Origin of the sequence: Domibacillus iocasae (genome assembly GCF_001750285.1) — a bacterium.
GTDB classification, from domain to species: Bacteria; Bacillota; Bacilli; order Bacillales; family Domibacillaceae; genus Domibacillus; species Domibacillus iocasae.
In genome coordinates, this window is the sequence record NZ_MAMP01000024.1 from 191,448 (window position 1) to 214,733 (window position 23,286).

Sequence of the window (23,286 nt, forward strand, 5' to 3'; positions counted from 1 at the left end):
AAGCCGGAGCCATTATGGCCCCGGCTCTTTCTTATAACGTATTCACACAGTCAATAAATATGTCTCCACGCTCTTCAAACGTTTTGTATTGATCCCAGCTTGCACACGCAGGTGATAATAGAATAACGTCTCCTCGTTCAGACAGCGCAACTGCCCGTTCAACCGCATCATTCATATATTTTGCTTTTTCAATAAGCTGTATGCCTGCTTCTTCCGCCGTTTCTCTCCACTTTTCGGCTGTTTCACCGAAAGCGACGACCGCTTTCACGGAATGCAGATATGGCAGCAAATCATCAAAGCCGTTCCCGCGGTCCAGTCCTCCCGCAAGTAAAATCACCGGAGAATCAAATGCAGTCAGCGCACTTTTTGTTGCCAGCGTATTTGTCGCTTTTGAATCATTGTAAAATTTCCGTCCGTTCCATTCACGAACAAACTGTGTTCGATGCTTCACGCCTGAAAACGTTTTGAGAACATGCGTAATCGCTTCATTGGAAACACCGGATAATTTAACCGCCGCAATCGCCGATAAAATATTTTCAAGATTGTGACTGCCCGGCAGCACAATATCCGCTACAGGCAAAACGGCTTCTTCTTGGAAATAAATTGTTCCATCTTCAATATAAGCACCATTTTCGATTTTTTGATAAACAGAAAAAGGAATGACATTTGCTTTGCTCGCACCAGCCATTGATAACAAAGCTTCTTGATCAGCATTAATAATTAAAAAGTCTTCCTCTGTCTGGTTTTTCGTAATGTTCATTTTAGCTCCGGCATACTCTTCACGCGAGCCATGATAGTCTAAATGTGCATCATAAATATTTGTAATGATGGCAATATGGGGACGGAACTCCTGAATGCCCATCAGTTGAAAAGAAGAAAGCTCAATAACGACATGATCTTGCGGCGTGGCATGTTGAACGACTTCAGAAGCTACTTCTCCAATATTGCCGGCAAGTATGGTCCCTTTACCGTCTTTTTTCATCATTTCATTAATTAATGTCGTTGTCGTTGTTTTGCCGTTTGTACCGGTAATACCGATAAACGGCGCTTCAGAAATAAAGCCAGCCAGCTCCACTTCTGTAATCACCGGCAGTCCATCTAACACCGCTTTTGAAATAATCGGATTTGAATAAGGGATGCCTGGGTTTTTCACCACAAGGTCAAAGCCTTCATCAAGCAATGTTAATGGATGGCTGCCACAAATCACTTTCATTCCTTCTGATAAAAGGGAACGGGCTGCTTCGTTTTCTTCAAGCGGCTTGCCGTCATTAACCGTTACATCCGCTCCAAGCTTTTTCAATAACAGTGCTGCGGCCAGGCCGCTTTTAGCAAGTCCGAGTACAAGCACTTTTTTTCCACTAAATTGATCAATCTGTTTCATACGTTCCATACTCCAATCCATACGCCAATCGCTGCAGCAACAACACCGACTGACCAAAATGTCACGACAACGCGCCATTCAGACCATCCGCCCAATTCAAAATGGTGGTGCAGCGGGCTCATTCTAAAAATTCGTTTTCCTCTTGTTTTAAACGACCAAACCTGTAAAATAACTGACAGCGTTTCTGCGACAAATACAATACCGATCAACAGCAGTAAAAATTCAAATTTTGTTAAAATAGATAAAACAGCAATGGCTCCGCCAAGCGCCAGCGAACCAGTATCTCCCATGAACACGTGGGCTGGATACGCGTTGAACACGAGAAAGCCAATAATCGCCCCAACAACAGAAAATGCAAAAATGGCTGTTTCATCGAGTCCCTGGCTCCAGGCGATCACAGCGTAAGCACCGAATGCAACGGAGGCTGTCCCGGATACGAGACCGTCGAGACCGTCCGTTAAATTAACAGCATTAGAAAAGCCGACGAGCCAGAACAGGACAAATACAGCATAAAGGATGCCTAAATCAAGGGAGAAAAAGCCAAACGACAGCTCTGTTGATAAGTCCTGCTGTGCATAAATAACATAAAAAATAATGGAAATAATAATTTGGCCGATTAATTTTTGTAAAGATGTGAGACCAAGATTCCGTTTCATCACGACTTTAATAAAATCATCCAAAAACCCAAGGAGCCCAAATCCGATCGTTACTAACAAAAGCAGCGTCGTTTCTGTACCAACCGAACCAAACAGCTGGACAAAAAACAGCGTTGTGACCACAATGGACAGCAAAAAGACAAGTCCGCCCATCGTCGGCGTACCCGATTTTTGCTGATGTGACTGCGGCCCTTCCTCTCGAATACTTTGCCCAAATTTTAACCGCCGTAAAAATGGAATAAATAACGGGGCAATAATGAGAGTAATGAAAAAAGAAACAGCAATAATTAATGCGATTTGCCATTCACTCATGCCTGTCCACCTTCCTTTTGAAGAAGTGCTTCTTTTGCCGTTTCCCGATCATCAAAATGAAAAACGTCTTTGCCGATAATTTGATATGTTTCGTGACCTTTTCCAGCGATAACAACAGCATCCCCAGGCTGCGCGGTTTCAATTGCCTTGAAGATCGCCTCTTTCCGGTCTTCAATTACCGTATACCGCTCATTTGGCACGCCCGCTTCCATGTCAGCTAAAATCGCTTTCGGGTCTTCGCCGCGTGGGTTATCTGACGTAAAAATAGCCTCATCTGCATAACGGCAAGCCGCTTGCGCCATAAGCGGCCGTTTTGTTTTATCCCGGTCTCCCCCGCATCCGGCGATCACGATGACACGTCCTTTTGTCAATGGGCGGACTGTTTGAAGTACATTCACGAGACTGTCCGGTGTATGTGCATAGTCAACAATGACCGACTTATTCTGGCTATTTGGCACAAGTTCAAACCGGCCGGCAATACCAGCCACATTTTCCAGCGCTTTTTGGATCGTTTCCGGCTGGACCTCTGACACAAATCCGGCCGCGAAAGCAGCCAGCATATTGTAAACGTTAAATCGGCCCGCTAATTTTGATTGCACGTCTACTGTGCCGCCCGGATAGTGAATTGTAAAAGCGGTGCCTTCAGAAGTAAGCCGGATATTTTCGGCTTTAATGTCCGACTTATTATCAATACCGTATGTGACAACATGGGCTGCTGTCATCGATTTATAAACAGTTGATGCCGTATCATCCGCATTTAAAACAGCAAATGCCGGTTTATCCGCGTGAACCACATTTCCAAGACGCGCAAATAAAAGTCCTTTTGCTGTCCGGTACTCTTCCATTGTCTTATGGAAATCAAGATGATCCTGCGTTAAATTAGTGAACACAGCCACGTTAAATGCTGTACCATTCGTTCTGCCTTCCTGAAGCGCATGGGAGGACACTTCCATTACCGCGGACGTAACATGGGCCCGCTTCATTTTTGAAAATGTTTTTTGAAGCGTTAAGCTTTCCGGTGTTGTATTTTTTGTCTCGATGGTTTCATCGCCAATTTTCATGTACATCGTTCCAATTAAGCCGGTCGTTTCCCCGTTTGCACGCAATATTTGTTCAATTAAGTGGCTCGTTGTTGTTTTGCCATTTGTTCCTGTAATCCCGATCAAATGGAACGATTCTGTTGGATAGCCATAAAATTGCGCCGCCACATGCGCCATAGCCCGTTTTGTATCTGGCACATAAATAACTGGTACAGATACGTTGACTTGGCGTTCCGCTATAATGGCAACAGCTCCTCTTTGAACGGCTTCTTCGGCCGCATTATGCCCATCAAACGTAAAGCCTTTTATACAGATAAATATCGATCCCTCTTGAATAAGGCGATGATCGTTTTCAATCGAAGTAATCGCCGGGTTTCCATCTTTGTCTTGCTGATAAAACGGAAGCGCTGCGAGCACAGTTGATAAATCCACGTTTTTCAATCCTTTCTCTTTTCAGAACACTATGTACAATTCCCGCGATTCCTATTGTAACGAAAAAAAGCCGCCGATGCGAATGCTTTTCAGCCTGTTTCGACCATTTTTGGCGGCATTGAGCTATTTTATTTTAAGAAAACACGCACTTTGCTTCCTCTTTCCACTTTAACCCCTTGTTTTGGAGACTGGGAAATGACCGTATCGCCTGTTCCTTCCGTAACAATATTAACGTTGATCAGCTGTTCCTTTAATTTTTCTTTCGATAATCCAATCAAATTCGGCATGCTGACAAAATCCGGGTCGTCCCACGTTTTTTCTTTTTCCAGCTGATTTGTTTGTTTCTTCACGTTCAACAGCGGTAAAATGTCCTCCATCATCTTTCCGACAATTGGAGCCGCCACGGTGCCCCCAAACTGCACAGTACCTTTTGGATTATCAATCGCTGTGTAAATCACTACTTTTGGATCGTTAGCAGGTGCAGTTCCAATAAACGATACGATATGGTTATTTTCCAAATAGCGCCCATCTTTCGCTTTTTGTGCCGTTCCCGTTTTTCCGCCAACACGGTATCCGTCCACAAATGCATTTCGTCCTGTCCCTTTTGCCACAACACTTTCAAGCGCACGCCGCACTTCCTTTGATGTTTCTTCGGATATGACTTGACGCACTTTTTTTGGTTTATGAACAGCTTCTATTTTTCCTGTGACTGGGTTTGTCCAGCTTTTTGCCACAAATGGCTCATATAAAATGCCGCCATTTACCGCTGCGGAAACAGCTGTTACCTGCTGAATAGGCGTGACAGCAACCCCCTGCCCAAAAGCGGCCGTGGCTGCTTCTACCGGTCCGGCTGATTGTTCGGTAAATAAAATACCGGCCCCTTCCCCGTATAAATCTATGCCTGTTTTTTCCCCAAACCCAAACTTACGAATGTAAGTAAAGAGTTTTTTTTCACCTAGGCGGGACCCAAGTTCAACAAAGCCCGGATTGCACGAATTCTCGACGACTTCAAGAAATGTTTGATGGCCATGCCCTTCCCGTTTCCAACACCGCAGTCGAGTACCATTCACTTCCACATAACCCGGATCAAAAAAATGATCCTGATCGAGATCGACTTCTTTTTCTTCCAGCGCAGCTGCCAATGTAATGATCTTAAAGGTGGAGCCTGGTTCAAATGTGCTCCATACCGGCAAATTTCGGTTGTAAATGTCCGGATCATATTTATTAAAACGTGCCGGATCATATGATGGACGGGATGACATTGCGAGAATCGCACCCGTATTTGGGTCCATCGCAATGCTCATCGCTGCATCTGGCTTGTACGTTTTTTCCGCTTGATCGAGCTCTCTTTCCATCACTGCTTGAATGTCTGCATCAATGGTCAACTGCAAATCCTTCCCGTTAACCGGTGCTTCATAATCATTGGCAAGTCCAGGCATCTCGTTTCCTTTCGCATCGGTATACATTTGGATAGAACCCGGTTTTCCGGAAAGTTTTTGATCATAATACGCTTCAATGCCAGCGAGTCCTTGATTATCCGCACCCGTAAATCCGATAATGTGAGCAAGCCGGTCTTTTAAAACGTAATTTCGAATCGAATCCTCCCCCAGCCAAACTCCTTTTAACTGAAGATCTGTTACAGCTCTTGCTGTTTCAGCCGATAAATGCCTTCCTTTTGACGACAGACGTTCGATGGATGAACGCTTCGTCATCCGTTCATACAAAATAGACTCTTTCTCGCCAAGAACAGCCGCAAGTTTCTTAGCAGCCTGTTTTGGGTCATCAATTTGTGCGGGAATAACATAAACCGTTGGGGCATTTTTATTGCCGACAAGAATTTTTCCCTTGCGATCCAGAATAAGGCCGCGTTCCGGTTCTGCGGGGATGCTTCTTCCCCAAAGTTCTTCTGCTTTCTCCGTCAGTTCACCACCGTTCATCAGTTGAATATAACCGGTGCGGGCAATTAAAGCTGAAAAGGCAAAAAAGGACAAAACAAGCACCCAAAACATTCGACCCCGCATTGCACACACCCCTTTTCTTCATGATCATATGCAGTATAAAAAAAAAGTTGACAAAAAAAGGCCGTCTCAAATTCAAAGTGCCTGGCACTCTTGAGACAACCTTTTTATTATTTACCTGGATTGATCCGACTCTGCATTCGCTTTTTTATTGGCCTCTTCAGCACTGCCCGGCTGTTCAAGCTCAATGATCAATTTTTGATTTTCTTTGATGGTTTTGCCTGCTTGAATATTTTGCGAAATGACATATCCAGAGCCTGAATAACTTACTTTGAGCCCAACACTTTGAGCGACTTTCATGACATCACGGATCGCCCAGCCATTCATATTAGGCATGGTCCATTTATCAGAAGTCAGTAATACAGCTCTTTCACCTTGAAGCAGCTTTTCACCCGCTGCCGGCACTTGTTTGACAATTTTATTACCGGTGCCGATAATCACAGGATCCATGCCGGATGCTGCATATTCTTTACGCGCTTCAGATGTTTTCTGACCCGTAAAATCTTTTAGTTCAACCGTTTGGGACATAATCGTTTCATCTGGCTGTATATTTAAATATTGCAGGCTGTTGCGCATCACCGGATTAAAAATTTTCGAGACCGGTGCCGAGCCGGATTCATTTTCCAATTTCGGCTGTGCGACAGCTGCATACACGATCAGCTCTGGATCATCTTTCGGCGCCATGCCGATAAATGAGAATAAATAATTGTTCGTTCCTGTCAAATATCTCCCATCTTTTCCAACGAGCTGCGCTGTTCCTGTTTTACCGGCTATGTCATACCCTTCAATATGATACGGCTTCCCAGTCCCATGTTCGGCTGTTACTACCGTTTCAAGTACATCCAGCGTTTTTGCAGCTGTTGCCTTAGAAATTGGCTCACCGACAACATCCGGTTCTGCGTTCACAATCGTTTCGCCAGTCGTATCATCAATAATTTTGTCAATAATATACGGCTTCATCATTTTTCCGCCATTTGTGATAGCTGTTGCCGCTTGGAGCATTTGCATCGCGTTGACGGTCGATCCTTGACCAAATGCAGTCGTTACTTGTTCAAGCGGATAATTGTATAAAATGCTTCCAGCGGCTTCATTCGGCAGTTCAATACCTGTTTTTTGCGCAAATTTAAAGTCTTCCAGGTATTGTCTAAACACCCCTGGAGTCATTTGTTCGAGCATATTGGCGATGGCGACGTTTGAAGACCGCTGAATTCCTTCTTCATACGTAATTTCACCCCAGCCGGCACCACTATTATGATCTCGAATACGATTCGGTCCAACGCTGTATGTTCCGGATTTAAAAGTGGCCTCCGGATTAAACACGCCTTCTTCAATTGCCGCGGCCAACGTGAAAATTTTCATCGTTGAACCCGGCTCATATGAATATTCAACAAGATCATTCATCCAGTTTACGTCAAGCCCTTCGCGTGTGCCTGGATGGAACGTCGGCCGCTGGCTCATCGCCAAAATTTTGCCCGTTTTTGCTTCTGCTACAATGGCAAAAGCTTCTGCAGGATTATATTGGGCTTCTACTTCATTTAAAGCATCCTCCACAAACGTCTGAATTTTAGAATCAATGGTCAAATACATATGATCGCCATCTTCCGGCTCAGCGACCATTTCCCGCTTTTCCGGAAGTAAATAGCCCCATAGATCACTCGTATAGCGAATTTTCCCATCCGTTCCCTGCAAATACTTCTCATAGGATTTTTCGATGCCCATTTGGCCTTCGGTTTCAAATGTGACCTTCCCATTTGTATCTTCTTTTTCAATTTGCTGTGTAAAGCCAATTAAGTGTGACGCAAATCTCCCATTCGGATAAAACCGTTTCGCCTGGCGAATAAATGTAATGCCAGGCAGGTCTTCTTCTTCAATTTGCAGTTTAATACTGTTCGACAAACCACGTCCGGCCTTTCCAAATTCCACCTGGAACGGATCGCCATCTGTTTTTAGCCGTGCCAATATATCCGCTTCATCCATATCAATGTATTTCGCTAATGCCTTGGCTGTTTTTTCCGGATCTGTTACGTGATTTGGAGACTCCGGATTTGTGGTAGCAGAATCATCCAAAATTGCGGCGATTGTAAAGGACGTTGCATCCTCTGCAATAACTTCACCATTTGTGTCATAAATTGTACCCCTGCTCGCTTCAAGAACATCGGTACGCATATATTTTTCAAGCGCTTCGTTTTTTAATTCATGTCCATCTGCTTTTCCCGTTGCCTGGATATAAAGGACTCGTGAAAATAAGATAAAAAAGAGGAGGGCGAACCCAACATACAGGATCGCAGCTCCTATTTTTCGATTGTTTCTATTTTCTATCATTTCGGTTCAACAACCTTAATATTTTGATCACTTAAATCCAGTCCCATTGCTTTCGCACGTTCCCGAATTTTTTCGTATGTGCTTTCTTCACTAATTTGCACTTCCAGGTCCTGGTTAACTTTTTCCTGTTCCTGAATCTTTACATCCATATCTTGAATTTGTTTATTCGTTTCATAAATGGCTGCTTGCGTTGAGATGAGCTTGGCACACATAAAGCAAACAGTTAACACAAAAACAAGAAACAATACTTTTTCTCCCGGTGTGAAAAACTGCCTGCTTACCTTCCGCCGCTTGACAGGAGCCGTTTTTGGCTGGTCAACAGCTGGCTTTTTTGCTGCATTGTTCATCTAGATCCCCCCCTAAACGGTTTCTTTTCTTTTTTCTGCAATGCGCAGCTTAGCAGATCGTGCCCGGTTATTTTCTTCTAATTCTTCTTCTGTCGGCACAATTGGTTTTCTTGTGACTAATTTTAAAACGGGCTCGTATTCTTCTGGAATAATCGGCAAACCGGGTGGCAGTTCCGGACCTGTAGATGCTTCTTTAAAAACTGTTTTGCAAATACGGTCTTCAAGCGAGTGAAACGTAATAACACTAATCCGGCCGTTCATACTCAACAAGTCAATCGCATCATAAAGAGAGCGTTCAAATACGCCAAGTTCGTCGTTTACAGCAATCCGTATGGCTTGAAATACCCGCTTAGCCGGGTGTCCGCCTTTTCTTCTTGCCGGCGCCGGAATGGCATCTTTTATTAGTTCCGTCAGCTGACCCGTCGTTTCAATTGGCTCAATCTCTCTTGCAGCTTCAATTTTGCGGGCAATCTGCTTAGAAAATTTTTCTTCCCCATACTTAAAAAAAATGCGGACAAGCTGTTCAAATGACCATTCATTTACAACATGGTACGCCGACAATGGAGCACTTTTATCCATTCGCATATCAAGCGGCGCATCATGGTGATAGCTGAATCCTCGTTCTGGTGTATCAAGCTGCGGCGATGAAACACCCAAGTCATACAAAATGCCATCAACTTCTGTAACGCCCCGTTCGTGAAGTTCTTCTTTCACATGTTCAAAGTTGCTTTTTATAAATTCAACACGATCAGCAAACGGCTCAAGCCGTTTTTTTGCATGTTTGATCGCGGTTTCATCCTGATCAAATGCGAACAATCTTCCACTAGGTCCGAGCTGCGAAAGCAAATACTCACTATGACCTGCTCCGCCAAGCGTACAATCTACATAAATTCCATCAGGGCGAATATTCAGCCCGTCGACCGTTTCACGAAGCAATACGGTCGTATGCTTAAATTCCATTTTCTTATCAGTCCAATCAACGTTATAAATCAAAATCAGTTAAATTTTCAGCAATGTCTGCGAATGAGTCCGCTGACGCTTCCAAGTACTCGTCCCACTTTGACGCATTCCAAATTTCCATCCGATTTGAAACACCAACAATGACACAGTCTTTATGAAGCGATGCATAGTGCAAAAGCGGATCAGGAATATTTATTCTTCCCTGCCGGTCAAGTTTACAATCATTTGCGCCCGAGAAAAAAAAACGGATAAACGCACGCGCATCTTTTTTTGTCAGGGGCAAAGTGGAAAGCTTTTCCTCCAGCACTTCCCATTCATCAAGCGGGTAAACAAATAAACACTCGTCCAGGCCACGCGTCACCACAAATGTTTTGCCGGCATCACCTCGAAATTTTGCAGGAATAATCAATCTGCCTTTTTCATCGATTGAATGACGGTATTCTCCCATGAACATGACGCGTCCCCACTTTCTACACTAACTTTACCACATCCCCCCACTTTGCACCACCAATTTCATAATGGGCTTTATTCCTTTTTTTGCGCATAAAAAAAGCCTGCCAAAAGGCAGACTTACTTTTCATTTCACATATATAAAACGTAATGACTTCCATCATGCTGATATGATTGGTCCATTAATTCATCGATAAAAGAAGGACCATATATATTTAAGAAAGGATATAAATTCCATATCCTTTCCTGCAGTCCGTCTGGCCGAAGGAATGTTTCCACGCGATCAAAACGGCGCAGCACTGCTTCATGTGTCTGCTCTAGAACAGCGTCACTCTTCTGAAGAAGAATGTTAATTTGCCGCTCGTGATACGATTTGTTTTTTTGGACGATCGGCATAAGTCCGTTATGAAGCGCCGTTGCACGTGCTTCAATTTTTTCATAGTTCGCCAGCAGCTCCTGCTTCATCTGTGCGACAAGTTCATGTAAGTGATGATCACGAACCGCTTCGATATACGCAGCTTTTTCTTGCTGAACGCCCTGCTGTACAGCCCTTTCAATTGGCATGTCCATCTCTGAAAGGATACCCGCAACGCTTCGATCGACAATGGTGATATTTAAGCGGGGAACAACGAGCGGCGTCTTCATTTTAAAATGCTCAAAAGCACCTTTTAATTCCGCCCAATACGCAATTTCTCCCGGTCCGGCAATAAAGGCGAGCGTCGGAAACAGCCACTCCTGCATAAGCGGCCGCGTGACAACATTATTGCTGAATGATTCAGGAGAAACTTCAAGAAGCTGCAATAAATCCGCTTCGGTATATGTGTGACCACTTTTACTGATGAACAGCCCGTTTTCTTTTTGGAGTAAATGGCGTTCGCCTTTTTCGATTAAAAATAAATTGGCTGGCTGTTCGCCTGTTTCAATAGCAGGAATAAAACCGGCTTCCTTTATTTGCTGCTGCGTTTTGTTCACGGCTTCCGCCAGCTGGTCATTTTCTAAAATCAGCCGTTTAAAAAATGGAGCTTCGAGCTTTCTCAGCGCAGGATCCGCCGCATCAATTAACAGCAGACCGTACTTTGCAAAAAAAGAACCTGTTAAAAACGCAAAAAATTCTGTAAACGTACTGCTTTCCCCCACAGCTCTTTTTACGTCCCTAAGTAATTGATTTGTATAATTTGTTTCTTTTAGACAGGCAAAAACAGACGTTACCCATTCCATCATCATTTGTTTATCAAAAACCGTGTTTGACGCGGCCTTTTTTTTCACGAAGCGTTCTGGATAGCCTATTTTCTGCATGCGTTCGTTTTTTTCAATAAATACATGATTCACTTCCATTAAATCATGGTCTTCCCCGGCAATCCAAAAAATAGGCACAACCGGAATTCCAAGCTTTTCTTCCTGTTCCTTTGCTAAGTGCAAAATAGAAATGATTTTATGTATAGAATATAAAGGCCCTGTTAAAAGCCCTGCCTGCTGGCCACCGACGACCGCGACAGACGAAGGGTTCATTAACTTTTGCAGCGACTGCTCAACTTCCATAGTAAGATGATGCGGTGCCATGTAGTTCCGGACAATTCCGGCTACTTCATTTCGTTTAAAATCCCTTGTCCGCACTTCTTCCGCACGCTGCTCGAAAGAATGCGGTGAAAATGGCTTATAGTCAAAAAAGCCGCCGGCCTGGGATGATCCGCTTATATACTCTTTTGCGAACGGGTTTAAAGCGGGAACAGAAATGCGTTCTTGTTCCATACATGTACTTCCTTTCTTTCGGACAAATTTTCTTGTTCGAGTATACCACCTGAAGGATTGAAAGGGAAAATAATGTGCCTGTACGCAAACTATTATGTTAAAAAAATATTGATTTGAGAATGATTATCATTATAATTTAGTTGACAGCATTGCTGATCTTACATAAACAAAAGGGGCGTTATCAATGGCAACAACGAAAACGAAATTTTTATCAGGACTGCTCGGCATGTCTCTCCTGATGGCTGCATGCGGAAACGAAAGTGAACCTGCAACAACAGCACCGGCAGAAAATGAGGAAGCGCAAGAAGCTGGTGAAGTAAATCTTTATACAAGCCGTCATTATGAAACGGACGATGCACTTTTCGATCAATTCACTGAAGAAACAGGGATTGAAGTCAATGTCGTTAAAGGTGAAGCAGATGAGCTTGGAGAACGTCTTTCACGTGAAGGAGAAGCAACAGAAGCTGACCTTTATTACACAGCGGATGCCGGCCGTCTGCATTGGGCAAAAGAAAAAGGACTCCTGCAACCTGTTGAAAATGACTCTTTAAATGAAAATATACCGGAAAATTACCGTGACGTAGACAATGAATGGTTCGGTTTAACAAAACGGGCTCGTGTTATTGTTTATGCGAAAGATCGCGTAACACCAGAAGATTTATCCACATATGAAGCATTAACAGAAGATAAATGGAATAAAAAAGTGCTGATTCGTTCATCAGACAACGTGTATAACCAGTCACTTGTTGCTTCGTTTATTTCATTAAATGGTGCGGATGCTGCAAAAGAGTGGTCGCAAGGAATTGCGAATAACCTTGCCCGTGACCCTGAAGGCGGCGACCGCGACCAGGCAAAAGCAGTTGTGGCCGGCATCGGTGATGTTGCGGTGATGAACACGTACTACTTCGGCCAGCTTTTAAATTCTGAAGATCCAGAAGAAGTAAAAGTAGCGGAACAATTAGGTGTATTCTTCCCTAATCAGGAAACAAACGGAACACATGTTAATGTAAGTGGCGCTGGCGTGACAAAACATGCGAAAAATAAAGAAAATGCCATTGCACTTTTAGAATTCCTGTCAAGTGAAGATGCACAAGGCCAATTTTCTGAAGCAAACTTTGAATATCCAGTGAATGCAAACGTGGAGCCTGCAGAACTTCTTGCTTCTTGGGGCCAATTCAAAGAGCAGGACTTAAACTTGTCCGAGCTTGGAAAGTATAATGCAGACGCAGTTAAACTAATGAATGAAGTTGGCTGGAAATAAGAAACGAAAAAGCGGCAGGCTTGATTAAAGTCTGCCGTTTTTTTGCAATATGCGACATACTCTTGTTTTTTGCAAGCAGTTTTCATACTATTAAAGGAGTGAGTATTTTACGAGCAAATAACATAACCAAATGAACATTTTGTTCGCTGCGCTCATTCTGTCCAAGCGAGGTATTATTATGAATGTTTTTCGTTTTTTTCGTCTTCATGCCAACAGCTGGTCGATAATGAGTATCATTTTCATGTTACTTATTTTATCTCCCACTTTGTCAATCTTTGTTCAGATTTTTGAAAAACCGAATGAAAACTGGACTCATATTCAAGAGTTCCTCTTAAAAAATTACATCCAAAACACCATAACGATCGTTTTTTTTACAGGTCTTTTTTCAATACTTGTTGGTGTCAGCCTTGCCTGGTTTGTAACCGCTTATACATTCCCCCTGCGCCGCTTTTTTAAATGGGGGCTTATTTTGCCGCTGGCCATTCCGCCTTATATCGGCGCTTATACATATCATGGCATCGTGAACTATACGGGAGTGCTGCAGTCCACGCTCCGAAATGAATTTAATATAACCGCGAATCCGGCTTATTTCGATATAATGAACATTCCTGGTGCGATTTTTATTTTCACGATTTTTTTGTATCCGTATGTGTACATTATTACGCGCGCTTACTTGGAACAGCAGTCCGCTTCTCTAATCGAAAATGCACGGCTTCTCGGCAGCGGCCCGCTGGAATTATTTTTTCACGTCATTATGCCCATTTCAAGAACAGCTATCATTGGCGGGGCCAGTCTTGTTATTTTAGAGGTTTTAAACGATTACGGTGTTGTATCTTATTTTGGTATTCAAGTATTTACGACCGCTATCTTTCAGGCATGGTTTGGCATGAGTGACGTAGCGTCCGCTATTAAGCTCGCAGGTATGTTAATGGCAATTGTTTTTCTTATTTTATTTTTGGAAAAAGTACTTCGGGGCCGAAAACAATATAGTTATTCGAATGCAAAAGTCCGGCCGCTTGAACCGATTTCATTGTCTCGCGAGAAAACAATATTGCTGTTCGTTTATGTCCTGTTTATTTTCACCATCGGATTCCTTATTCCGTTTGTTCAGCTTTTTCAATGGATGATGCTGACGTACGAAAAAGTCATTAGTCCGGACTTTTTGCAGCTTATTTTTAATTCCGTGTACGTCTCGCTTATCTCCTCTTTTCTCATTATGATCATCGCCCTTGTAATCGGTAATTTCACCCGGCTGGCGGACAGCCCTTGGAGCAAAGCTGTCTCCCGTATAACTGTACTTGGCTACTCGATTCCCGGTGCCGTCATTGCCATTGGTGTTTTAACTTTTTTTCTCTGGCTTGACCGGCACTTAAACATGGTATACACAGCACTCGGCATTGACGCACCTATTATTTTAAGCTTGAGTCTTGTAATGCTTATTTTTGCTTACGTAAGCCGGTTTCTTGCGATCGGATTTAATCCAGTTGATGCCGGATTTGATAAAATAGGCCGCAGCTTTACAGAAGCTTCCCGTCTGCTCGGCACTTCCCTTATGCGAACTTTTTTTAAAGTAGACTTGCCGATGATTCGCGGCGCTGTATTTGGCGGATTTACGTTGGTTTTTATTGAGGTGATGAAAGAGCTGCCGCTTACTCTTTTGCTACAGCCGTTCAATTTTTATACATTATCAACAAAGGCTTTTCAATACGCAAATGATGAAGCTGTTCATGAAGCAGCGCTCGCTTCCATGCTTATTATTTTGATCAGCGGCTTGTCCATCTTTGTGTTTCATGCTGTTTTGGAAAAGGAGAAAAAATAAATGGTTATGCAGCTTCAGAACGTAACGTTTTCCTATCGGAATGCAAAAGAAAAAACCATTCAACATATGTCAATGGAAATGGAAAAAGGGGAAATTTTGACTATCCTCGGTCAAAGCGGCAGCGGAAAAAGCACCGTTCTTCGTCTGATTGCCGGTCTTGAAGTACCTGAAGAGGGGATGATGACAATCAATGGCAGCACCATGTTTGACCAGGAAACGTTTGTCCAGCCGGAAAAACGCGGTGTCGGCATGGTGTTTCAAGATTATGCGCTGTTCCCCCATATGACCGTAGCCGGCAACATTAAATTTGGTTTAAAAAAAATGAAACGGACGGAGCGTAATGATCGTCTCGCGTCAGTCATCGAACTTGTCGGGCTTAAAGGCTTTGAGAAGCGCTATCCACACGAGCTCAGCGGCGGACAGCAGCAGCGTGTCGCATTGGCTCGGGCAATGGCACCCAATCCATCGATTATTTTATTTGACGAACCTTTCAGCAATTTAGATGCTGATCTGCAAATTAAAATTCGTGATGAGCTGCGCACGATTTTAAAAAAAGCAGGCATCACAGCTATTTTTGTTACACACGATCAAGCTGATGCACGCGCCATCGCCGATCGGGTTATTTTAATGGAAAAAGGACATATTGTGAAAATAGGAACGCCGGACCTTATTTTGTGTTAAAGTCCGGCGTTTTTCCTTTAACAAGATTGTATAAAATTGAAAAAGCTGGGACTTGTATATTGTTCCGTGCAGCTTCATTTAACAGGACACCTACAATGGCGTTCAGTTCAGTCATTCGTCCCGCTTTCATATCGCTTAACATCGAAGATTCATTGAGTGCTGTCTTGCGGCAAACAGCAAAAACCGACTGTGTAACAGCTTCTTTTGTTTGATATGGAAAAACAGCCGCAAACTCCGCGCAAAGTGTTTCTACTGCCGCACAATACTCACTGTTTTCCACCAGCTCTCCATTTCTCACATTCAAAAGTGCTGTCAGCGGATTGATGACGGCGTTCGCCGCCATTTTACCGACCAGCATTTCATACACATCAGGCTCCCATTGAAAAGAAAAACCAGGTGTCTCCAATACGTGGCTAATCCTTTCATTTTCTCCTTTTACACAAGCCATTTTCGTTGTGCCACGCCCATTCACCTGAACGGTCCGCCCGTCTATTTTGGCAATTCCGTGTGTGACCGATGCGGCATAAATATTTGGATGAAGTAGATGCTGAATCTTCTCAAGATGGCTTAATCCATTTTGAATAAATAACAGAGATCCTGCGTCCGGGAGCTCTTTCAGCACTTCGTTTAAATGATATTGCTTCACAGCCACAACAACTAAGTCCGTTTCGGCCGGCGTATATTCAGCTGTTTTGATAAGATAAACCGATTCCTGGTTATTTTCAATGACGCGGATTCCGTCCATTTCAAGCCGTTCCCTCTGCTCACATGTTCTTGTTTGAACGGTTACATGATGATGCCTGCTCCATTGCGATGCAAAAAACAATCCAATTGCTCCGCCGCCGATAATGTGAATATTCATTTCCGATCCTCCTTTTTTGTGAGCGATAACATCGGTCGTTACTTTTTTTATTTATTTTATTATATAACAAAAGAGACGGATCAAGAGAGAGTTTGCAAAGAAGATCGATACAATGGGCTTCACTGTTGAAAACTTAAAAATGAACTTTAAAACGATGGAGGAATTCAAATCATTTAAAGGATTATGGGCTTGAAGAGCTTTCTATGGTTGAGGAATTACAGATTTCAATGGTTGAAGACAACACGACATCTCCCTTTTATGGAATTTACTATAGAAACCGCCTGGCCGCCCGTATGTGCCTTTACGTTCGGAATGAATGACAAATTAGCTCTTGTGCCCGGCTGCAAAAATTATGTAGAAATTTGGAAGCTTGAAGTACTGCCATCTTTCCAGAAAAAAGGCTTGGCCTGCTCCTTGTCGAGTTTGCCAAATCATTTCAATTGCCCATTATGACGAAACCTCGTGTAAAATCACAGCCGTTCTGTAAGAAGATGAATTTTAAGCCCGTATCGGAAAACGGCACGCGTTTCTCTGGCATCCCGATATGGAATATTTCCGGTAAATAAGCTGATCCCTGAGGGGAAATCAGCTTTTTTTATTTGTTTTTCGATAAAAAAGCAGCGACCGCTTGATGGTGCGCTTCTTTTCCCCAGAGCACTGAACATGCACGAATTTCTTTTTCCATCCGGCTTTTCAAATCGCCCGCCTGCCATTTTCTAATCATCATTTGTTTATATGCACGAAGAACATGGCTATCTATTGATTGCTCATTCGTGAAAAACGCCCGTGCTTCTTCCATTCCTACTCTATCGTGAAGCCGGTCGATAAAGCCAAAATCATCTAGTTGCTCTGCCCGAAAAACAGCTGCCTCAGACAGCATTTTAAATGCGAGCCTGGCCTCGATTCGTTCAAATAACAGTGTGCCTCCGCCCCAGCCGGTTGTAATGGCAAGACCGCCTTGAATAAAGCCTATTTTAGCACCGGTCCGGGCAATACGATAGTCACAAGCCGCTGCCAGTTCGCAGCCGCCGCCAACTGCTGTTCCGTTGATAAGCGCAACAGTCGGTTTTGGAAAGACTGCCAGCTCATATAAAAACTCACCCATTTTAGACAACATCGTATACGCTTCCTGCTCCGTTTGCAAAGACTGAAAAGTGGATAAATCACCTCCTGAACAAAAGGCTTTATCCCCTTTCCCTGTAATGGCCAAAATCCGCACGTCCTCGTTTAAAGCCCGATCTAATGCCTCCCGCAGCCCATTCATCACGTTATAATTAATCGCATTTCTTCGTTCTTCCCGCGTGATCGTAAACAGCAAAATGCCACTTTCCTTGTCCAGTTCGACCATATAATCCATTTTATCCCCTCCCTCCTTATTGTAGCGCTTTCAATTCTGGAAAAACAAGTACAAAAAAAGCGAAGAGCCATGGTCTCTCCGCTTTTTTTGAAAGATTTAAAAAGTCTTATTTGCTAACGACTTCTTTGCCTTTATATGTTCCGCACTCTTTGCAAACGCGGTGCGCAAGTTTCATTTCACCGCAGCTAGGGCAAGCGACCATACCTGGCACTTGAAGTTTAAAGTGCGTACGGCGTTTGTTTTTGCGTGTAGTAGAAGTTCTTCTAAAAGGTACTGCCATGTGATATACACCTCCTTAACGGAATAAAAACTATATGAAGCCAGAATAGCTGTACTTCTCAATTACTTATCGTCGGACGGAAAGAAGTTTTGAAGTCCTGCCAATCGTGGATCGACAGCCGGCTTCTCTTTTTCAGGAAGCTTGTCTTCTTCTTCAAAAAACGCCCAATCTTTTCCCGAATGCACAACATGCTGATCCGCTTCTTCACTAAAAATTTGCATTGGTACTTCTAAGATGATAGCTTCTTCTAAAATCGGGCGGAAATCAATGACGTTTCCTTCCGGAAGATGAACATCTTCTGTTTCGTACGACTCGTCTTCTTCCGGTTTTAATAAAAACCGTTCAGTGAGCGGAATGTCAAACGAATACGGTACATCTACAAGCGTTCGTGAACAAGGGACAACCATTTCACCCGTTGCTTTTACATGAAAAACAATTTGATCATGACGAATATCTGCGCGTCCCGTTACATGGACAGGCGAGATACGGCGTATGTCATTATCGAGTGCTGTTAATTCAGTTACGTCAACTGTTTCGTCGATTTCAAGACCGCGGTCGCGGTATTTTTGCAGTTGAATTATTGACCATTTCATTTAATCACCTCAAGGCAACAAAAGTAATTATAGCCCTCTCCTCGATGAATGTCAATATATTTTCTTTACAGTGAAATGCCCGTTTGACTTTTTATTCACCATCTTTGAAAATAAAAGTACATTCTCTTGACGAAAGGACGTTTCCAATGAACGCAGCTGGTATTATTGTTGAATATAATCCATTTCATAACGGGCATCTCTACCATATAAATGAAACGAAGCGTTTGTCAAATGCAGACGTGATCATCGCTGTTATGAGCGGCTCCTTCCTGCAGCGCGGGGAACCTGCTGTAATTGATAAATGGACCCGGACGAAAATGGCGCTGCAGCATGGCGTTGATGTCGTCGTAGAACTTCCTTATGCATTTTCAACTCAAAAAGCAGCAACATTTTCAGCGGGTGCAATTGACATTCTGCATCACCTAAAGTGCCAGTCTTTTTGCTTTGGCAGCGAAAACGGACAGATTGAACCGTTCCTCCGAAGCGTAGAGCGGCTGGCCGAAAAAAATGAACAGCTCACTGCACTTGTCCGCCTATTTATGAAGGAAGGGATGAGCTACCCGTCTGCCCAAACGAAAGCAAGAGACGCTATCTTTCAAAAAGACCCGCTGCCGCTTGATTTGTCAAAGCCAAATAACATTTTAGGTTTTCATTACGTGCAGGCAAATGATACACTTGGCTCCCCGTTAATGCCGCTCACTGTGCAAAGAAAAGGAGCGGGTTTTCACGATGTAAAAGCGTCCGGGTCGATTGCAAGTGCAACGGCCATTCGGAAGCGTCTTTTTCTGACAAATGAAGCAATTGATGACGTAATGCCATCATCAGCTGCTGCTTATTTAAAAAATCGGACCCTTCATTCATGGGAGTCGTATTGGCCGCTTCTTCGTTATCATCTTTTGTCCATCCATCCTGAACAGCTGGCTTCTATTTATGAAGTAGAGGAAGGAATCGGGCCAAGGCTCATTCAAGCAGCATTAAAAAGTGATTCTTTCGCCGCATTTATGGAGCGGGTAAAAACGAAGCGCTATACATGGACACGACTGCAGCGAATGATGGTACATATTTTAACAAATACTGACAAAGAAACGATGCAACAGGCCGAACGCGTTTCATTTATTCGATTACTTGGTATGACAGAAAACGGCCGGGCTTATATTCGATCGATAAAAAAGGACATACCCGTGCCGCTCCTTTCACGAACAGCTTCCGGCAGCAATCTTCTTGCACTGGATATAAAGGCAGCGCGCATTTTCGCTTCTGCTCCCAATTTTCCGAAGGACTATGCCGATTCTCTTTTTGAACAAGAATATTCAGCACCACCTCTTTTACTTTGACGCGGTCGTGTTATATAAATAATCTACCGCATCTGAAAAGGTTTGAACAGGCACAATAATCATTTCTGTTCCAATGTCTTCTGCCGCTTTTTTCGCTTCTTCGTAATTGCTCTTTACATCCGAACGGTCTGCCGGCAGCTCACCGTCCGGTGCAAAAAAGAACTGTGCCCCTGCCCGGTCGGCTCCGACGACTTTTTGCGCGATGCCGCCGATCCGGCCCACTGTTCCATCTGAAGCGATAGTGCCAGTCCCGGCCACCTTTAAGCCTGCCGCAATATCTTCTTCTACCAGCTGATCATAAATTTCAAGACTGAACATAAGGCCGGCAGAAGGTCCGCCAATTTCATCCGCTTTAAGTTTTACTTTAGGATTGCTTTTTAGCGTCCTGTCATCCGCCAAGCTGATGCCGAGACCGGACTTTCCGTCTAGTTCCGCAAAAGATCTGAGCTTAATCGTTTTTTCATGCTTTTTTTCATTGCGTGCAAATACAATGCTTACCGTTTCGCCTGGCTTTTTTGACTGGACATAGTCCGTCATTTCTTTTGATGATTCTATATCCCGGCCATCAATGGATGTAATTCGATCACCAGCTTCTAATATGTCTTCAGCGGGCATACCGGGGAATACACCGAGTACGTAGATGCCATTGTATTCCCAGTCATACGGCTTCCCTGCTTCATCAAATGCAACAGTGACCGCATTTTGCTGCGATGTATCCATTAAATGAAACTGCCTGACGTTGTATTCATCGTCTGATTCGTGCGGGTAACGAACGTCTTCTTTCGGCAATATTTCCTCATAATCACGTATAGACGCCCATGCGTATGAATAGAAGTTAGCCGGACCCATTCGAATCGTCGTCAGCATCAATGTGCTTGTGTCATTCTCATCTCCCCCATCCACATGGACAATCGGATCAAGCTCATGTGCCCCTCCCGGTTTTGTCACGTAATACGGAAGCGGAATGAAGGCGGCTGCAATGATCATAAGCAGGACAGCGTATAGGAGCACAGTTTGTTTATTCTTCACATTTATTCTTCCTTCCATGCAGAAATCATCTTTCGACCGGCAATTGTACATTCCGACGTCGGGGTGATCTGTTTCTTTAGTCTATTCTCTCAAGCAGAACATATCCTTTTGTACAGGCTCATTTATTGTACAAAATTTTAGGCAAGTACGCTTTATATTACACCTGGGAGGCCTTTTATGTGGAAAACCTATGCTGCTGCCTTCACGGTCACACTTTTTGCCGCCGCCCTTCTTTTTTCACCTGAAACCGGCCTGCGGGCAGCTATATATGGGATGGATATTTGGTGGAAAACCGTTTTTCCATCCCTTCTTCCTTTTTTTATTTTAACAGAGTTAATGGCCGGTCTTGGGGTCATTGCCTTTTTTGGTTCTTTGTTAAGTCGATTTATGCAGTTTTTCTTCCGAATTCCCGGTCCTGCCGGTGTTACGTGGATGCTGTCACTTGCTTCCGGGTTTCCATCAGGAGCAAGGATGGCCGCACGTCTTCGCGCTGAGCATTCGATTACACGAATTGAAGCAGAACGACTTGTTGCAATGGCACATTCCTCTAATCCTTTATTTATTTTAAGTGCTGTAGCCAGCGGCTTTTTGAAAAACCCAGAAGCAGGGTTTCTGCTTGCAGCGGCTCATTATGGCGGGGCATTTCTCGTTGGGCTCACCATGCGCTTTTATGGAGGAAGTAAAAAAGGAAAAGCGAAAACGGTGGCTTCGGGACCGTTGACAGCTTTCAAAGAGGCACGAAAAAAGGATGGACGAGTGTTTGGCACGATGTTTGCTGACGCTGTCTTGTCTTCTGTACAAACACTTATGCTAATCGGTGGTTTTATTCTCTTTTTTTCCGTATTAACAGCTTTGTTAAATGAATATGGTGCAGCGGCTTTTTTCTTTTCTCTTGCTGCTTCACAAGAAACAAGCATGCCGATCGTTCGAGCTTTATTTGCCGGTTTTTTTGAATTGACATCCGGCGTTCAGCTGTCGTCGTCAACTTCCATTTCTTCTAACGTAAGCCTCCTTTTAATTAGTGCCATTCTTGGTTTTAGCGGCTTAAGTGTCCATGCACAGGTAGCGGCCATAATTAGCAGCACAGATATTCGTTATGGGCCATTTTTGGTCGCTCGTGTCTTTCACAGCTTTTATGCCGTTATCCTTACGTTATGGCTTCTGTCCTATCCTTTTTCTTTTCCGGCTGTCAGCCTTTCTTTCATACCGGAGCGTGGAATGTTCATCACTGTTTTATTTCTTGGTGCTGCTTCCCTTTTGCTTGCTTTTCGATATTCAAAAAGCCGGGAAAAAAGAGCATAGTCTTTTTCCCGGCTTTTATTTATATAGATGAATCGGCAAGCCGCTTTTCTGTTAACGCAGCTTCCACTTCTTTTGGTACGAGTTCCGAAATATCAGCTCCGTATTTTGCTACTTCCTTTACGATACTTGAGCTGAGAAAAGAATACTGGCTGTTTGTCATCATAAAAAAGGTTTCGAGCTCATCACTCAGCACACGGTTCATAGAGGTAATCTGCATTTCATATTCAAAGTCTGAGACAGCACGAAGCCCTCGCAGAATCGCTTTTGCGCCTACCGCCTTCGCATAGTCAACAAGCAGACCCTGATAATAGTCCACTTCTACATTTGGAATATGCTCCGTCACTTTACGGATTAATGCCGCTCGCTCTTCCACGGAAAATAGCGGTTGTTTGGACGAATTGCTTAATATAACGACATATACCTTATCAAACACTTTAGCCCCGCGTTGAATAATATCAAGATGCCCATTTGTAATCGGGTCGAAACTGCCCGGACATACTGCAATACTTGCCATTACCTTTCCTCCCTATCATCTGTCTCTTTGTAAATCGAAACGGAAATCATTCCATACGTTTCAGCACGGATACAGCGGAACGGACCAATCTGTTCCGGAAGACGAATATCAGATCCGTGTTCACACATAATAAATCCTTCCGCCTCAAGCAGTTTGTGTTCAGCTATAAATAAAAGCATGGATTCAAGCTTCTGCTTTTTATATGGAGGATCAAGAAAAATACCGGTAAACGCCAGCTCTCTTTTGACAATGGCTTTTAATGCCCGATCCGCTTCATTTCGATATACTTCTGATTGGTCTGTAAATTGGGCACTGCGTATATTTTCTTTCACTGTTTGAATCGCTTTCATATCGCGGTCGACAAATATCATTCGATCAAATCCCCGGCTTAGCGCTTCAATACCCAGTCCACCGGACCCTGCGAATAAATCCAGCCCGATGCCGCCTTCAAAATAAGGGCCAATCATATTAAAAATAGATTCTTTTACTTTATCAGTTGTCGGGCGCGTTTCGTTACCGGGAACAGCCTTTAAGGGCAGCCCCTTTTTTTCACCTGAAATAATTCTCATGTTTTTCAACCTGCCATT

21 protein-coding genes are annotated in these 23,286 nt (G+C 43.6%); 5 read left to right on the forward strand and 16 right to left on the reverse strand.

Annotated features, from left to right (window positions below; all coding sequences use genetic code 11):
• Positions 1–31 precede the first annotated feature (31 nt).
• The 9 genes from murD to bshC all read right to left on the reverse strand — a co-directional run bounded on the left by murD (position 32) and on the right by bshC (position 11,667).
• Entirely contained in the window at positions 32–1,381 is a 1,350-nt protein-coding gene (gene murD, locus BA724_RS14960; RefSeq protein ID WP_069939476.1) for a UDP-N-acetylmuramoyl-L-alanine--D-glutamate ligase, read from the reverse strand.
• Positions 1,378–2,349, reverse strand: a complete 972-nt coding sequence (gene mraY / locus BA724_RS14965) for a phospho-N-acetylmuramoyl-pentapeptide-transferase (RefSeq protein WP_069939477.1) — start codon at positions 2,347–2,349, stop codon at positions 1,378–1,380. Before mraY ends, murD begins: the two co-directional genes overlap by 4 nt.
• Positions 2,346–3,830 (reverse strand): UDP-N-acetylmuramoyl-L-alanyl-D-glutamate--2,6-diaminopimelate ligase, encoded by a 1,485-nt coding sequence (locus BA724_RS14970; RefSeq protein WP_425389035.1) that lies wholly within the window; start codon positions 3,828–3,830, stop codon positions 2,346–2,348. The genes mraY and BA724_RS14970 overlap by 4 nt, the downstream gene beginning before the upstream one ends.
• 119 nt (positions 3,831–3,949) lie before the next feature.
• Entirely contained in the window at positions 3,950–5,842 is a 1,893-nt protein-coding gene (locus tag BA724_RS14975) for a stage V sporulation protein D (protein ID WP_069939478.1), read from the reverse strand.
• Positions 5,843–5,953: 111 nt separating this feature from the next.
• A complete protein-coding gene (locus BA724_RS14980) occupies positions 5,954–8,161 on the reverse strand; it encodes a penicillin-binding protein (protein WP_069939479.1) in 2,208 nt (735 codons plus the stop codon).
• Positions 8,158–8,508: a cell division protein FtsL gene (ftsL, locus tag BA724_RS14985; RefSeq protein WP_069939480.1), complete on the reverse strand. Its 351-nt coding sequence runs from the start codon at positions 8,506–8,508 to the stop codon at positions 8,158–8,160. Before ftsL ends, BA724_RS14980 begins: the two co-directional genes overlap by 4 nt.
• A gap of 12 nt (positions 8,509–8,520) precedes the next feature.
• The gene (gene rsmH, locus BA724_RS14990; RefSeq protein WP_069939481.1) at positions 8,521–9,468 is read right to left on the reverse strand and encodes a 16S rRNA (cytosine(1402)-N(4))-methyltransferase RsmH; all 948 of its coding nucleotides are present in this window, start codon (positions 9,466–9,468) and stop codon (positions 8,521–8,523) included.
• A gap of 22 nt (positions 9,469–9,490) precedes the next feature.
• Entirely contained in the window at positions 9,491–9,922 is a 432-nt protein-coding gene (gene mraZ / locus BA724_RS14995; protein WP_069939482.1) for a division/cell wall cluster transcriptional repressor MraZ, read from the reverse strand.
• 128 nt (positions 9,923–10,050) lie between these two features.
• A complete protein-coding gene (bshC, locus tag BA724_RS15000) occupies positions 10,051–11,667 on the reverse strand; it encodes a bacillithiol biosynthesis cysteine-adding enzyme BshC (protein WP_069939483.1) in 1,617 nt (538 codons plus the stop codon).
• 184 nt (positions 11,668–11,851) lie between these two features.
• Here bshC and BA724_RS15005 point away from each other — a divergent pair, with 184 nt between their 5' ends.
• From BA724_RS15005 to BA724_RS15015, 3 genes are all read left to right on the forward strand, one after another.
• Positions 11,852–12,928 carry a Fe(3+) ABC transporter substrate-binding protein gene (locus BA724_RS15005; protein ID WP_069939484.1) on the forward strand — a complete coding sequence of 359 codons (1,077 nt, stop codon included), beginning with the start codon at positions 11,852–11,854 and terminating at the stop codon, positions 12,926–12,928.
• Positions 12,929–13,106: 178 nt separating this feature from the next.
• Complete coding sequence (locus tag BA724_RS15010; protein WP_069939798.1) at positions 13,107–14,747, forward strand: ABC transporter permease; 1,641 nt, start codon at positions 13,107–13,109, stop codon at positions 14,745–14,747.
• Positions 14,748–15,428: an ABC transporter ATP-binding protein gene (locus BA724_RS15015; protein WP_069939485.1), complete on the forward strand. Its 681-nt coding sequence runs from the start codon at positions 14,748–14,750 to the stop codon at positions 15,426–15,428.
• Here BA724_RS15015 and BA724_RS15020 read toward each other — a convergent pair.
• The 4 genes from BA724_RS15020 to BA724_RS15035 form a co-directional block, all read right to left on the reverse strand.
• A complete protein-coding gene (locus tag BA724_RS15020; RefSeq protein WP_069939486.1) occupies positions 15,415–16,290 on the reverse strand; it encodes a ketopantoate reductase family protein in 876 nt (291 codons plus the stop codon). The genes BA724_RS15015 and BA724_RS15020 overlap by 14 nt on opposite strands.
• A gap of 595 nt (positions 16,291–16,885) precedes the next feature.
• Entirely contained in the window at positions 16,886–17,647 is a 762-nt protein-coding gene (locus BA724_RS15025; RefSeq protein ID WP_069939487.1) for an enoyl-CoA hydratase/isomerase family protein, read from the reverse strand.
• 106 nt (positions 17,648–17,753) lie between these two features.
• On the reverse strand, positions 17,754–17,927 hold the full coding sequence (gene rpmF, locus BA724_RS15030) for a 50S ribosomal protein L32 (RefSeq protein WP_069939488.1): 174 nt from the start codon (positions 17,925–17,927) through the stop codon (positions 17,754–17,756).
• A gap of 62 nt (positions 17,928–17,989) precedes the next feature.
• Positions 17,990–18,520 (reverse strand): YceD family protein, encoded by a 531-nt coding sequence (locus BA724_RS15035; protein WP_069939489.1) that lies wholly within the window; start codon positions 18,518–18,520, stop codon positions 17,990–17,992.
• Positions 18,521–18,666: 146 nt separating this feature from the next.
• Between BA724_RS15035 and BA724_RS15040 the strand changes: the two genes are divergently transcribed.
• Complete coding sequence (locus BA724_RS15040) at positions 18,667–19,854, forward strand: nucleotidyltransferase (protein WP_069939490.1); 1,188 nt, start codon at positions 18,667–18,669, stop codon at positions 19,852–19,854.
• Here the strand turns inward: BA724_RS15040 and BA724_RS15045 are convergent.
• Positions 19,846–20,883, reverse strand: coding sequence for a SepM family pheromone-processing serine protease (locus BA724_RS15045; RefSeq protein ID WP_083256273.1), 1,038 nt, complete (start codon positions 20,881–20,883; stop codon positions 19,846–19,848). The two genes, BA724_RS15040 and BA724_RS15045, sit on opposite strands and share 9 nt — an antisense overlap.
• 177 nt (positions 20,884–21,060) lie before the next feature.
• On the opposite strand from BA724_RS15045, the gene ylbJ reads away from it, so the two are divergent.
• Positions 21,061–22,185, forward strand: a complete 1,125-nt coding sequence (gene ylbJ / locus BA724_RS15050; RefSeq protein ID WP_069939492.1) for a sporulation integral membrane protein YlbJ — start codon at positions 21,061–21,063, stop codon at positions 22,183–22,185.
• A gap of 19 nt (positions 22,186–22,204) precedes the next feature.
• On the opposite strand, the gene coaD is transcribed toward ylbJ, so the two are convergent.
• Complete coding sequence (gene coaD, locus BA724_RS15055) at positions 22,205–22,699, reverse strand: pantetheine-phosphate adenylyltransferase (RefSeq protein ID WP_069939493.1); 495 nt, start codon at positions 22,697–22,699, stop codon at positions 22,205–22,207.
• Positions 22,699–23,268 carry a 16S rRNA (guanine(966)-N(2))-methyltransferase RsmD gene (gene rsmD / locus BA724_RS15060; RefSeq protein WP_069939494.1) on the reverse strand — a complete coding sequence of 190 codons (570 nt, stop codon included), beginning with the start codon at positions 23,266–23,268 and terminating at the stop codon, positions 22,699–22,701. The genes coaD and rsmD overlap by 1 nt, the downstream gene beginning before the upstream one ends.
• Between the last annotated feature and the right edge of the window lie 18 nt (positions 23,269–23,286).

Excerpts from the sequence above, each read along its gene's own strand:
- rpmF (WP_069939488.1), bottom strand. The coding sequence starts at position 17,927 with ATGGCAGTACCTTTTAGAAGAACTTCTACTACACGCAAAAACAAACGC.
- mraZ (WP_069939482.1), bottom strand. The coding sequence starts at position 9,922 with ATGTTCATGGGAGAATACCGTCATTCAATCGATGAAAAAGGCAGATTG.
- BA724_RS15015 (WP_069939485.1), top strand. The coding sequence starts at position 14,748 with ATGGTTATGCAGCTTCAGAACGTAACGTTTTCCTATCGGAATGCAAAA.
- mraY (WP_069939477.1), bottom strand. The coding sequence starts at position 2,349 with ATGAGTGAATGGCAAATCGCATTAATTATTGCTGTTTCTTTTTTCATT.
- ftsL (WP_069939480.1), bottom strand. The coding sequence starts at position 8,508 with ATGAACAATGCAGCAAAAAAGCCAGCTGTTGACCAGCCAAAAACGGCT.
- BA724_RS14975 (WP_069939478.1), bottom strand. The coding sequence starts at position 5,842 with ATGCGGGGTCGAATGTTTTGGGTGCTTGTTTTGTCCTTTTTTGCCTTT.
- bshC (WP_069939483.1), bottom strand. The coding sequence starts at position 11,667 with ATGGAACAAGAACGCATTTCTGTTCCCGCTTTAAACCCGTTCGCAAAA.
- BA724_RS15010 (WP_069939798.1), top strand. The coding sequence starts at position 13,107 with ATGAATGTTTTTCGTTTTTTTCGTCTTCATGCCAACAGCTGGTCGATA.
- BA724_RS15025 (WP_069939487.1), bottom strand. The coding sequence starts at position 17,647 with ATGGATTATATGGTCGAACTGGACAAGGAAAGTGGCATTTTGCTGTTT.
- rsmH (WP_069939481.1), bottom strand. The coding sequence starts at position 9,468 with ATGGAATTTAAGCATACGACCGTATTGCTTCGTGAAACGGTCGACGGG.
- BA724_RS14980 (WP_069939479.1), bottom strand. The coding sequence starts at position 8,161 with ATGATAGAAAATAGAAACAATCGAAAAATAGGAGCTGCGATCCTGTAT.
- BA724_RS15035 (WP_069939489.1), bottom strand. The coding sequence starts at position 18,520 with ATGAAATGGTCAATAATTCAACTGCAAAAATACCGCGACCGCGGTCTT.
- coaD (WP_069939493.1), bottom strand. The coding sequence starts at position 22,699 with ATGGCAAGTATTGCAGTATGTCCGGGCAGTTTCGACCCGATTACAAAT.
- ylbJ (WP_069939492.1), top strand. The coding sequence starts at position 21,061 with ATGTGGAAAACCTATGCTGCTGCCTTCACGGTCACACTTTTTGCCGCC.
- murD (WP_069939476.1), bottom strand. The coding sequence starts at position 1,381 with ATGAAACAGATTGATCAATTTAGTGGAAAAAAAGTGCTTGTACTCGGA.
- BA724_RS15005 (WP_069939484.1), top strand. The coding sequence starts at position 11,852 with ATGGCAACAACGAAAACGAAATTTTTATCAGGACTGCTCGGCATGTCT.
- rsmD (WP_069939494.1), bottom strand. The coding sequence starts at position 23,268 with ATGAGAATTATTTCAGGTGAAAAAAAGGGGCTGCCCTTAAAGGCTGTT.
- BA724_RS15040 (WP_069939490.1), top strand. The coding sequence starts at position 18,667 with ATGAACGCAGCTGGTATTATTGTTGAATATAATCCATTTCATAACGGG.
- BA724_RS15020 (WP_069939486.1), bottom strand. The coding sequence starts at position 16,290 with ATGAATATTCACATTATCGGCGGCGGAGCAATTGGATTGTTTTTTGCA.